At 32.0% G+C, this 13063-nt stretch carries 11 protein-coding genes and 1 pseudogene; 5 read left to right on the plus strand and 7 right to left on the minus strand.

Features of this window, described 5'->3' with window-relative positions; all coding sequences use genetic code 11:
- Positions 1–91 precede the first annotated feature (91 nt).
- Complete coding sequence (locus HMPREF3058_RS01385) at positions 92–616, plus strand: DUF309 domain-containing protein (RefSeq protein ID WP_002490975.1); 525 nt, start codon at positions 92–94, stop codon at positions 614–616.
- A 52-nt stretch (positions 617–668) separates the two neighbouring features.
- Here the strand turns inward: HMPREF3058_RS01385 and xerD are convergent, their stop codons facing one another.
- From xerD to HMPREF3058_RS01400, 3 genes are all read right to left on the minus strand, one after another.
- Positions 669–1556, minus strand: a complete 888-nt coding sequence (gene xerD, locus HMPREF3058_RS01390; RefSeq protein ID WP_002475230.1) for a site-specific tyrosine recombinase XerD — start codon at positions 1554–1556, stop codon at positions 669–671.
- Between the two features lie 42 nt (positions 1557–1598).
- The gene (locus HMPREF3058_RS01395) at positions 1599–2048 is read right to left on the minus strand and encodes a ferric iron uptake transcriptional regulator (protein WP_001831103.1); all 450 of its coding nucleotides are present in this window, start codon (positions 2046–2048) and stop codon (positions 1599–1601) included.
- A 104-nt stretch (positions 2049–2152) separates the two neighbouring features.
- A complete protein-coding gene (locus tag HMPREF3058_RS01400; protein WP_002490956.1) occupies positions 2153–2695 on the minus strand; it encodes an NUDIX hydrolase in 543 nt (180 codons plus the stop codon).
- A gap of 82 nt (positions 2696–2777) precedes the next feature.
- Here HMPREF3058_RS01400 and HMPREF3058_RS01405 point away from each other — a divergent pair, with 82 nt between their 5' ends.
- Entirely contained in the window at positions 2778–3686 is a 909-nt protein-coding gene (locus HMPREF3058_RS01405; RefSeq protein WP_002490017.1) for an aldo/keto reductase, read from the plus strand.
- Positions 3687–3896: 210 nt separating this feature from the next.
- On the opposite strand, the pseudogene HMPREF3058_RS01410 reads toward HMPREF3058_RS01405, so the two are convergent.
- Positions 3897–4656, minus strand: a pseudogene (locus HMPREF3058_RS01410) (SDR family NAD(P)-dependent oxidoreductase).
- Positions 4657–4817: 161 nt separating this feature from the next.
- Between HMPREF3058_RS01410 and proC the strand changes: the two are divergent.
- Complete coding sequence (proC, locus tag HMPREF3058_RS01415; protein ID WP_001831307.1) at positions 4818–5633, plus strand: pyrroline-5-carboxylate reductase; 816 nt, start codon at positions 4818–4820, stop codon at positions 5631–5633.
- Positions 5634–5682: 49 nt separating this feature from the next.
- Here proC and rnz read toward each other — a convergent pair whose 3' ends face one another.
- Entirely contained in the window at positions 5683–6603 is a 921-nt protein-coding gene (gene rnz / locus HMPREF3058_RS01420) for a ribonuclease Z (RefSeq protein WP_002475208.1), read from the minus strand.
- A 423-nt stretch (positions 6604–7026) separates the two neighbouring features.
- Here rnz and zwf point away from each other — a divergent pair, with 423 nt between their 5' ends.
- Together zwf and HMPREF3058_RS01430 are read left to right on the plus strand one after the other, a co-directional pair.
- Positions 7027–8511, plus strand: a complete 1485-nt coding sequence (gene zwf, locus HMPREF3058_RS01425) for a glucose-6-phosphate dehydrogenase (protein ID WP_002446498.1) — start codon at positions 7027–7029, stop codon at positions 8509–8511.
- Between the two features lie 202 nt (positions 8512–8713).
- A complete protein-coding gene (locus tag HMPREF3058_RS01430) occupies positions 8714–9595 on the plus strand; it encodes an AraC family transcriptional regulator (protein WP_002490936.1) in 882 nt (293 codons plus the stop codon).
- Positions 9596–9829: 234 nt separating this feature from the next.
- On the opposite strand, the gene HMPREF3058_RS01435 is transcribed toward HMPREF3058_RS01430, so the two are convergent.
- Positions 9830–11485 (minus strand): glycoside hydrolase family 13 protein, encoded by a 1656-nt coding sequence (locus HMPREF3058_RS01435; protein WP_002475210.1) that lies wholly within the window; start codon positions 11483–11485, stop codon positions 9830–9832.
- Positions 11486–11654: 169 nt separating this feature from the next.
- Complete coding sequence (gndA, locus tag HMPREF3058_RS01440) at positions 11655–13061, minus strand: NADP-dependent phosphogluconate dehydrogenase (protein ID WP_002490943.1); 1407 nt, start codon at positions 13059–13061, stop codon at positions 11655–11657.
- Between the last annotated feature and the right edge of the window lie 2 nt (positions 13062–13063).

Genomic DNA, 13063 nt, shown 5'->3' on the forward strand with positions numbered 1-13063 from the left:
TACCTCTATATCAAATTGCGTCGTTAATGCATATTTCACTAAATTATTATAGCATGAATACATATAACTTTTAAATTATGGGTGAAATCTAATGGAACAATCATTAATGGATTATTATTATCAGTTTCATAAGCATCAACATTACTTTCTATGTCATGATATTTTAGAAGATGCTTGGAAATCACAAAATACTTTTTCAAAACATGATGCAGTGGTAAGTCTGATTTTGTTTGCAACAGCTAATTATCACTATCGACGTGGGAATTTAAAAGGCGCATTAAAATCTTTTGAAAAAGCGTTATTAACTATTAACCACGCTATAGATGAGACTCAATTACACCTTAATATCAATGAATTTAAACAACTTATTATGAAAAGGATTGAAGCAGTTAAATTACAAAAACAATTTACTCCGTTACAATTACCTATTGAACCAGAGTTTCGGACACTTATTAAACGTAAATATCCGGATTATTTATTTACTTCTCAAATAATTAAGGAACCTTATATTGTTGATCATCATATTAAACGTGACAGAACTGAAGTGATAAAAAATAGAGAACGTGCTTTATTCCATAGACAGTATCGAAATAGAAGTAATAAAAAAGGCCAGTAAATTTATGGTTGGCTATTAAGCATAAATTTACTGGTTACAAATTCCTATATTACTAAGCTCTTGGATGAAACTGCGTATACATTTTTCTGATTTGTGATTTGGATACATGTGTATAAAGTTGTGTTGTAGAAATGTCAGAGTGACCTAACATTTCTTGTACGGCTCTTAAATCTGCGCCATTTTCTAAGAGATGTGTTGCAAATGAATGCCGTAAAGTATGTGGTGTAAGCGTCTTATTGATATTAGCTTTCAAACCATATTGTTTAATGATTTTCCAAATGCCTTGTCTTGATAAAGATTTTCCGTGCATGTTAAGGAATAGCGCTTGGGTTGTGGTTTGTTTGAGTAATTGAGGTCTTACGGTTTCGATATACGTAGTTAAATATTCGATGACGGTATCTCCTAAGGGGACAATTCTTTCCTTGTTCCCTTTCCCGAACACTCGTACAAATCCCATCATTAAGTTTACGTCTTCAACATCCAATTGAATAATTTCAGTTACACGCATACCTGTGGCGTATAAAAGTTCCAACATCGTACGATCACGATATCCATTATTCTTGGCTAAATCAGGCGTTTCCAGTAATGCTATTACTTCGTCTATTTCAAGCACATCTGGCAGTTTCTTTTCATATTTGGGCGTTTCTATTAAAACAGTTGGGTCTTTGGCAGCATATTTTTCGCGTAATGCAAACTGATGAAAGCTTCTAATTGTAGAAATAAACCTTGCGAGAGATTTTGAAGATTGCCCCATATCTATAAGGTGGCCAAGACACTCTTGGATAATTTGTCTATCAATAAAATCGATATGTGAAATCTTGTTATCTGCAAGATAATCTTTATATTTTTTTAAATCTCTTCGATACGCCCCTATAGTATTGTTACTTAATCCTTTTTCAATTTGAATAAAATTTAAATATTCGTCAATGATATTATTCATGTTAGCACCCCTATTGAAGCGGTAACTTGTCTGTTGGCTAAGTTATTGCTTATTTTTGGCTTGGCATTCAGAACATACACCGTGAAACGTTAAACGGTGATCTAAAATCTTAAAATTAAACTCATTTTCAACACGATTTTCAACCTCAGGTAATAAGTCTTCTTCAATTTCTTCGACTTTACCACATTCCATACAAACAAGATGATGATGGAAATGCTTGGCACCTTCTTTTCTTAAATCAAAACGAGCTACACCATCACCAAAATTTATTTTATCTAGCACTTTTATTTCAGCTAGCAATTCTAAAGTTCTATAAACGGTTGCTAACCCTATTTCCGGAGCCTTATCTTTGACTTTTAAGTACACATCTTCTGCGCTAAGATGATCTTTCTCATTTTCAATTAATACTCTAACAGTTGCCTCTCTTTGTGGAGTCAATTTATATGATGATTGTTGTAATTGCTGCTTCACGCGATTTAATCGTTCTTCCACGGAAGCCTCACTCCTCTACTAAGAATTATAATCATTTTAATTTAATCCATGGTTCATTTAATAAAATACCAATATTGTCGGTAAAAAGCAAGAAGATTTGCTTGTTATTTAGAATGATTATAATTTAGTAATAGATGTTGCAACGCAATGATTGTTTTGGCATCCTCAATTTTATTATCTTTTAGCAATGAATCTATTTGACTTAAAGGTACTTTGTGAAGCTCGACAAATTCATCAGCATCTAAATTGGTTTCTCCAATCGTTAATTGGTCTGTAAAGTATATAGAAAGTTTTTCACTTGAAAATCCAGGAGACCCGTACATATTAGTGACAAATTGCAAATCTGAAGCAATATATCCTGTTTCTTCTTGTAGTTCTCTAATAGCCGCTTCTTTACGATCTTCACCCTGTTCTAATTTACCTGCAGGAATTTCCAAAAGTGGTTGATCTGCAGGCTTACGAAATTGTTTAACTAATAAAACTTCATTTTCAGGTGTTATTGCACACACTGCTACCGCACCATGATGAAACACAAGTTCACGTTTAGATGTACTGCCATCGGGTAATTCAACATCATGTACTTCTAAATCGATAATACTACCATTGTAAATAACCGTTCTATCGATTGTTTTTTCGTTTAATCTCATATTTAAACACGTTCCTTTTAATTGTTTTTATAAATTGATAAACTGAATTCGTCAGTTAAAGTGTATCGAAAGGAGACTGGACATGCAAAAAAATATTCTAAAAAGTGGCATCGAAATTTCTGAACTTGGGTTAGGTTGCATGAGTTTAGGCACAGATTATAAAAAAGCCCAACCTATTATTGAAAGTGCAATTGATAATGGTATTACGTATTTTGATACTGCAGATATTTACGATCAAGGAGTTAATGAAGAAATTGTTGGTAAAGCATTAAAAAAATATCAAAATCGTGATGACATCGTTATCGGAACTAAAGTTGGAAATCGATTAACTGACGATGGACATATGACGTGGGATCCTTCGAAAAAACATATTAAAGAAAGTGTTAAAGGATCTTTGAAACGATTAGGATTAAACCATTTAGACTTATATCAATTACATGGCGGAACAATAGACGATCCTCTGGACGAAACTATTAGTGCATTTGATGAATTAAAGCAAGAAGGATATATTCGTGCATATGGAATTTCATCTATACGCCCTAACGTGATAGACTATTATCTTAAAAATAGTCAAATTGAAACACTTATGTCCCAGTTTAATTTAATAGATAATCGTCCTGAAAGTCTTATTAATGATGTTCATGATAAGCAAGTTAAAATTCTAGCACGTGGCCCTGTATTTAAAGGTTTATTAACTTCAAAAAGTGTTGATGTTATAGATGAAAAATTTGAAAACGGTGTGTTAGATTACACTCAAGACGAATTGGGTAGCACGATTGCTTCTATTAAAGAATTGGAAAGTAATTTAACCGCGTTATCATTTAAATATTTAACTTCTCATGATGCTATGGGGTCAATTATTGTAGGAGCTAGTAACGTTGAACAACTTGAAGAGAATGTCCGCAATTATTATAAAGACATCAGTTTAGATCAAATCAAATCCGCACGTAATAGAGTAAAAGATATTGAATATACACAACATTTGAAATAAAAGGATATTAACCAACTTGTTAAATACCTAAATGACTATACTTAAATAAAGAGATCCAACAGATAAAACGGTTAAATGACGTCTGTAGGATCTCTTTATTTTAAGGCAATACTAATACCAAAAATCATATTGACCACGTTGATAAAATCCGAATATGAGGTTTTGAAAGATCATTTGTAAAAATGTCCATTCAGTCAATGTTTTTTTACCTTAAACTTTATTTTTAAATAGTTTTGGACAAAATTTTTCTAGTGTACGTGGACATAATTGATAAAATTTAAGCATTATTTGCATCCATGATGGTTGATTAATTTCAATTTTATTTAGTATTATTCCTTCCACTATTCGCTTGGCAAGTTGTTGTGGTTGCATCATCATGTGTCTATAATTTTTAAAATATTTAAGAGTAGGATCTGCGTTTTTATGGAATGGTGTATCTATTGGACCGAGCTGTGCATTGAGTACTTTTAATTCCGGTTGTTCTAATCTCAATGCATTAAGCACGGCGCTAAACCCTGCTTTCGATGCACCGTAATGGGCCCGCATTAGCCTGAGAAACTAAAGCAGCTTGACTAGATATACCAACGATATATGCTGCTTTTACTAATTGGGGTTGAATCACTTTGTATAACAAATTAAAATTTGTAAGATTAACCTCGTAAGTTTCTAATATTTCACGAGTTGAATGTTCATTTATAGACTTAAAATATCCGACACCTGAACTATAGATGAAACCATTTATAGGTGTGGTTAAAAACGCTTGTAATGATTCAATATCTTTTCGTTGCATTAAATCACATTTAATCACATTGATATGTTCAGGTTTAAAATAGTTTTCTTTGATTCGATTGAACTTATCGATATTTCTTGCAAGTATAGTAACATGGGCGCCTCTTTGAAGTAATTCATTGGTTATTGCATACCCTAACCCACTCGTTGCTCCAGTTATAATAAAGTGTTTACCTATCACGTCGCTCCTCCTTTATGTATATTTTAATAACAAGCTTAATAAAGTGTGATAGCATTCAATTTTATTTGTGTGTAATATTACTTAACTATGATATATGATACTATATATGCATAACTTTAAGTCAATGAATAGTATTCAAAATTGAAGGAGCTGAGATGAATATGAAACTTGTATTTTATGGCGCTGGTAATATGGCGCAGGCAATTTTTACTGGAATTATTAATTCCAACAATTTAAATGCAAATGATATTTATTTAACTAATAAATCCAATGAACAAGCATTAAAAAGCTTTGCAGAAAAATTAGGAGTTAATTATAGTTATGATGATGAAGCATTACTCAAAGATGCCGATTATGTATTTTTAGGTACAAAGCCCCATGATTTTGAAAATTTAGCTAATCGTATTAGAGAACACATTACTAATGATAATAGGTTTATTTCTATAATGGCAGGTTTATCTATTGATTATATTCGTCAGCAACTTAATACCAATAATCCATTAGCTCGTATTATGCCAAATACAAATGCTCAAGTTGGACATTCGGTTACTGGAATAAGTTTTTCAAATAATTTTGATCCTAAATCTAAAAATGAAGTGGATGAATTAATCAATGCATTTGGATCAGTTATAGAAGTCTCCGAAGAACATCTACATCAAGTTACTGCAATTACAGGAAGTGGGCCGGCATTTTTATATCATGTATTTGAACAATATGTAAAAGCAGGTACTGAATTAGGTTTAGAACGAAATCAAGTCGAAGAATCTATACGCAATTTAATTATTGGAACAAGTAAAATGATTGAGCGTTCAGATTTAAGTATGTCTCAATTAAGAAAAAATATTACATCTAAAGGTGGTACTACACAAGCTGGACTTGATGCACTATCTCAATATGATATTGTGTCGATGTTTGAAGATTGTTTAGGTGCAGCTGTGAATAGAAGTATGGAATTATCACATAAAGAAGATGAATAAATAAAAACGCTTTTCTCCTAAGATAGTATTCTGAGAGAAAAGCGTTTTATTATATTTTGAAGGTATCGAAATCTTTAACGAAATAAAAATTTGGAGAAGTTTGATCAAGGGATAACTCATTGTATATTGATGTAACTTCATCAATGTTATATCTGTTACTGATATGAGTGATAAGACTTTTATTTACATTGGCTTGCTTAATTAGATTAAATACATCGTCTATATGACTATGATGGTAATTATTAGCAAGTTTCTTATCTCCTTCAATGTAAGTTGCTTCATGAATCATTAAATCAGAGTTGTTTGCTAATTTATATTCATTTTCACACGGTTTTGTATCACCAAATATACTGATAATTGGACCAGGTTTAGCTTTACCTTTAAAATCATCTGAATTGTATATTAATCCTTTATATTCGAACGTTTCTTGTAATTTGACTTCCTGATATTTTGGACCAGGTTCTAGTCCAATATCTCTCAAGGCATCTACATTGATTGTACCAGGCGTGATTGGGGCTTCAATACGATATCCGAATGAAGGAATGCCATGGTTAAGCATTTCAGCTTGTACAGTAAAACCATTGTGGTGATACGCTAATTGTTGATTGATTTCGATATAGGTAATCGAATAATTCAAATGCGATTCAGAAAGTTGTAAAGATGTTTCGATGTAATTTTGAATCCCTTTAGGCCCTATAATAGTAAGGGGTTTATTTTCTCCACCTTGAAACGAACGACTTGTTAGTAGTCCAGGGAGACCAAAAATATGATCACCATGCATATGTGTTATAAAAATATGATCTATCTTCCCTAACTTAATAGAATGTCTTAAAATTTGATGTTGTGTTCCCTCGCCCACATCAAATAACCATATCGAATTTGAATATGGTTCTAGATTTAAAGCAATGGATTGTGTATTTCTCTCTTTCGTCGGTAACCCAGCACTTGTACCGAAAAATGTAACTTCCATGCTTCATCCTCCTCTTCTTAACTCATTTTATCATACGTAAGAATAATTTCTAAATCAAGAAATAAAATATAATTATAAACTATTATCGCATAATCATTTTTGATATTATTTTATTAAGCGCAAACTTGTGTCTCATATTTGTTAAAGTTGATTTTTAAGTCATAAAGCATTTTTCAATTTATTTTACTTAACTTTAAGCAAATATAATGACCTTACGTTGTGATTATCATATAATAAATTAATCTAGTATGTTTTGATATGAATTAAAATTACATTCCTATCAAATGAAATCCATAAGCATATTTAACTATGTGATTGATTTACTTTTAATACTACGCAATAAAAGTATCGTAACTAAAATTATGTTTAATCATAAAGTATATCATCTTTTATTATATTTATTTAAGAATTGAGGTTTTAATCTTGAGTACTAAACAAAAACACATTCCTTGTTTGATTACAATATTCGGTGCCACAGGAGATTTGAGTCATAGAAAGCTATTTCCTTCTATATTCCATTTATATCAACAAGATAATTTAGATGAACATATTGCTATTATTGGTATAGGACGTCGCGACTATAATAACGAACAATTTCGCGACCAAGTTAAAGCGTCAATTCAAACTTATGTTAAAGATACAGATAGAATTGATGAGTTTATGACGCATGTTTTTTATCATAAAACTGACGTGAGTGATAAAGATAGTTATCAGTCATTACTTCAATTTAGTGAGCGACTAGATTCAGAATTTGCTTTAGGTGGAAATCGTCTGTTTTACTTAGCTATGGCACCACAATTTTTTGGAGTGATCTCAGATTACCTTAAATCTTCTGGTCTTACTCAAACTAAGGGCTTTAAACGCTTAGTTATAGAGAAACCATTTGGCAGTGATCTTAAATCTGCTGAATCATTAAATAATCAAATAAGACGTTCGTTTAAAGAAGAAGAAATATATCGGATAGATCACTATCTTGGCAAAGATATGGTGCAAAATATAGAAGTATTACGATTCGCAAACGCAATGTTTGAACCTTTATGGAATAATAAATACATTTCAAATATTCAAGTTACATCATCAGAAGTATTAGGTGTCGAAGATCGTGGTGGGTATTATGAATCTAGTGGTGCACTTAAAGACATGGTACAAAATCACATGCTACAGATGGTTGCTTTACTTGCAATGGAAGCACCGATAAGTTTGAACAGTGAAGATATACGTGCAGAAAAAGTCAAAGTACTTAAATCTCTTAGACAATTAAAACCAGAAGAAGTTAAAAAGAATTTCGTGCGTGGTCAATATGATCAAGGCACTATAGATGGTAAACAGGTTAAGTCATATCGAGAAGAAGATCGTGTAGCAAAGGATTCGGTTACACCTACATTTGTATCGGGTAAATTAACAATTGACAACTTTAGATGGGCTGGAGTTCCTTTCTATATTAGAACAGGTAAACGCATGAAATCAAAAACGATACAAGTCGTAGTAGAATTTAAAGAAGTACCTATGAATTTATATTATGAAACTGACAATTTACTAGATTCCAATTTGCTAGTCATTAATATTCAACCAAATGAAGGAATTTCATTGCATTTAAATGCTAAAAAGAACATTCAAGGAATTGATACTGAGCCCGTGCAATTGTCATACGCAATGAGTGCCCAAGATAAAATGAATACTGTAGATGCATATGAAAACTTATTGTTTGATTGTCTTAAAGGTGATGCGACTAATTTTACACATTGGGAAGAATTAAAATCTACTTGGAAATTTGTAGATGCAATCCAAGATCAATGGACAATGGTTGAACCATGTTTCCCTAACTATGAAGCGGGCACAAATGGCCCTCTTGAAAGTGATCTTTTATTAAGTCGCGATGGGAATCATTGGTGGGATGATATCCACTAATATGAATTTTATATAAATATAGATTAGTGTGAATGATGATATCTTAATTTACACAACGTTCAAAAGAACTTGTAGTGATTTAAGACTATAATCATTCACATTTTTTATATTTTTGCAAAAAATTAATCTAGCTTTAAGATGTATAATATTTAAAAATAATGTACAATAAAGATTATGATTGAATTTAATTGGAGTGAAAGTTTTGGACGTTATCAAGCAAATACAACAAGCAATTGTATATATTGAGGATCGTTTGTTAGAGCCTTTTAATTTGCAAGAATTAAGTGATTACGTTGGTCTTTCGCCGTATCATTTGGATCAATCTTTTAAGATGATTGTTGGTCAGTCACCAGAGGAATACGCACGTGCACGTAAAATGACAATAGCAGCAAACGATGTAGTTAATGGAGCTAGTCGATTAATGGATGTTGCTAAGAAATATCGTTATGCGAATTCAAATGATTTCGCAAATGATTTTAGTGATTTTCATGGTATCTCACCTATTCAAGCTACAACAAAAAAAGATGAACTAAAAATACAGAAACGATTGTATATAAAATTATCAACGACTGAAAATGCACCCTATACATACAGGCTTCAAGAGACTGATGATATATCTTTAGTTGGCTATTCAAGATTTATTCCTACTAAGCAATTATCAAATCCATTTAATATCCCAGACTTTTTAGAGGATTTATTAGTAGATGGTTATATTAAAGAACTTAAACGTTATAATGATACGAGCCCGTATGAATTATTTGTAGTCAGTTGTCCTCTGGAACAAGGTTTAGAAATATTTGTTGGTGTTCCGAGTGAACGTTACCCTTCACACCTTGAAAGCAGATTTTTACCTGGTCGCCATTATGCATTGTTTAATTTACAAGGTGAAATTGATTATGCTACAAACGAGGCTTGGTATTATATTGAATCTAGCTTACAACTAACTTTACCCTATGAGCGAAATAGTTTATATGTTGAGATTTATCCAATTGATATTTCATTTAATGACCCGTTCACTAAGATTCAACTATGGTTACCTATTAAACAAGAAATCTATGATTTAGATGAGGATTATCAAAATTAAGATGTGACATAGAGTTATGAGGTTATCAGTATTATATGAATTGTGTTTTGAATTCCAACTCGATAGATTTGTTGAATTTTAGAATGAAATTCTTCGAGTTGTGTTCAACTAAATTTAGTCGGGACAAACTTAATATAAATGAGTTATGGACTACCAATGTATAGTGAACACGCCAGTGAGGTAATTAACATCACTGGCGTGTTCATTATTAATTTCTGAATTATCGTCACGGTATTATATTTCAACGACGAATGCTTCATAAGGTTTAATATGGTCTAAATTTATATCATTTAAGTGATAATTATGCAATTTTATATCTACAGATGAAATATCTAATTCAAAAGGTAGGTTTAGTTCTGATACTTCATTTGTTAGATTGGCTACAATTAATACTGTATTGTTTTTAAATGAGCGTGTATAAGCAAAAATCTGCTCATTTTCTGCATCGACCATACTAAACTTACCGTAAGTGTAAATCAAATCAGATTTTTTAAGTTGAATTAACGCTTTATAATAAGAGAGTATCGAAAACTTATCATTTAGTTGTTGTTTAACATTAATTTCTGTATAGTTAGGGTTTACATGAAACCATGGCTTACCAGTAGTGAATCCACCATTGATTGAATTATTCCATTGCATTGGAGTCCTTGCATTGTCTCGGTTTTCCATTTTATATTTATCTAGTAATTGATTGACATCTCCACCTTCTTTTTTGACTATTTGATATTCAGTTTTAACTGCGACATCGTTGAAACTTTCAATGCTTTCAAATGGATAATTAGTCATACCTATTTCTTGACCTTGGTAAATAAAAGGTGTGCCCTGTTGTAAAAAGTAGGCAGTAGCGTGACTAGTTGCTGATTCATACCAATAATTTTTATCATCACCCCAGGTTGAAACACGGCGTGGTTGATCATGGTTTTCGATAAATAAAGCATTCCAACCTACATTTTCTAGTTGCTTTTGCCAACGATTTAAGACTTGTTTATAGGATTTAACATCGAATTTCGTATCGCCAGTACTCCATAAACCGAGATGTTCAAACTGGAATATCATATTAAATTTCCCTTTTTCTTCTCCTACCCATTCTTCAGCATCATTAGGAGTGACACCATTAGCCTCGCCTACAGTCATAATGTCATACCGACTTAACGATTTATCTTTCATTTCTTGGAGCCATTCTTGTATTCCTGGCTGATTCATATCTACATCAAATGCTGGAGCAAATTTTTTGCCATCAGGTATAGGTAAATCTCCTGCTTCAAAATTCTTTTTAATATGAGTAATGGCGTCAACTCTAAATCCATCAATACCTTTTTCAAACCACCAATTCATCATATCAAACACAGCTTGTCTTACATCTGGATTTTCCCAATTTAAATCTGGCTGCTTTTTGCTAAATAAATGGAAATAGTATTGCTTAGTCGATTCGTCAAACTCCCAAGTTGAACCATTAAAGATACTTTCCCAGTTATTAGGTTCAGATCCATCAGGTTTAGGATCCGCCCAAATATACCAATTTCTTTTTGCACTTGCTTTACTAGATTTTGATTCAATAAACCATGGGTGTTCATCTGATGTGTGATTCACCACTAAGTCTAATATTAATTTCATTCCTCTTTGATGTATGCTTGATAACAATTGATCAAAATCGTCCATTGTACCAAATTCACTCATAATGCCTTTGTAGTCACTAATATCATATCCATTGTCATCGTTTGGTGATGGATACATTGGGCTTAACCAAATGACATCTATTCCTAAATTTTCTAGATAATCTAATTTTTCAATTAATCCAGGCAAATCACCTATTCCATCTCCATTACTATCATTAAAACTACGTGGATATACTTGATATGCAACAGCTTCTTTCCACCAATTTCTTTTCATAAAATCATCTCCTCTGTTATTAAAAAACTAAATAATTAATATAAACAAAATTAATAAGTTAAAATAAAAGGACTCATTAATTTTGACAAAAACTATGCTAAGCGAAAACGTTTACATTAAAATTTCAATAAAATCCCACCCAATTTAGAGTGAGATTTTTTATTTTAAATTATTCTTCTACCCATTGTGTATGGAAAATACCTTCACGGTCTTTACGTTCATAAGTATGTGCGCCAAAGTAATCACGTTGTGCTTGAATTAAATTTGCAGGTAAATCCTCTGAGCGATAACTATCATAGTAATTTATACTTGCTGAAAAACCAGGTGTTGGCACGCCATTGCATACACTAGTAGCTACTACTTCACGTAGTGCATCTTGATATTCCATAACAATGTTTTTGAAGTAAGGGTCTAATAATAAGTTTTGTAAGTTTTCATTATTATCGTAGGCATCTTTTATTTTTTGTAGGAATTGTGCACGAATAATACAACCTTCACGCCAAATCATTGCTAATTCGCCTAATTTCAAATTCCACTCATTATCTTCACTGGCTTTTCTCATTTGAGCGAAACCTTGAGCATATGAGCATATTTTACTCATATAAAGTGCCTTACGTATTTTTTCTAAGAATGCTTTTTTATTGCCTTCAAAATGTGCTTTAGGTCCTTTTAAAGATTTAGAAGCAGTAACACGTTCTTCTTTAATTGATGAGATGAATCTCGCAAATACAGACTCTGTAATGATTGTTAACGGAACACCTAATTCTAGTGCGTTAATTGAAGTCCATTTACCTGTGCCTTTTTGACCTGCAGTATCTAATATTTTTTCTACAAGTGCTTCATTGTCATCATCTAATTTATTGAAAATATCACCTGTAATCTCTATTAAATAACTTTCAAGTTCTCCAGAATTCCATTCTTTAAAAGTTTGAGAAATTTCTTTATGTGACATGCCTAATAAATCTTTCATCATTGCATAACTTTCAGCAATTAATTGCATATCAGCATATTCGATACCATTGTGTACCATCTTAACATAATGTCCTGCACCATTAGGGCCAATGTAAGTCACACATGAAGCACCATCTTGTGCTTTAGCAGCAATTGCGTCCAATATATCGCTGACTTTATTATAAGCATCTTTTTGACCACCTGGCATTAAAGAAGGTCCCGTGAGTGCGCCGATTTCTCCACCAGAAACCCCCATACCAATAAAGTTAATGCTACTTTCAGCTAAAGCTTTATTTCGACGAATCGTATCTTGGTAATTAGTATTACCACCATCAATTAAAATATCATCATCGTCTAATAAATGTAATAAACCATCTATAGTGGCATCTGTTGCAGGTCCAGCTTTTACCATTAATAAAATCTTACGAGGTTTCTCTAAAGATTCTACAAATTCTTCTAAAGAGTATGTTGGGTGAATTTCTTTTCCAGGTGATTCTTTAACCATTTCATCAGTTTTTTGTCTTGATCGGTTATAAACAGAAACACTATAACCACGTGATTCGATATTCCAAGCTAGGTTTTTCCCCATTACTGCTAAACCCACTACTCCAATTTGTTGTGTCATAT

Origin of the sequence: Staphylococcus sp. HMSC068G11 (assembly GCF_001815825.1) — a bacterium.
Lineage (GTDB): Bacteria > Bacillota > Bacilli > Staphylococcales > Staphylococcaceae > Staphylococcus > Staphylococcus epidermidis.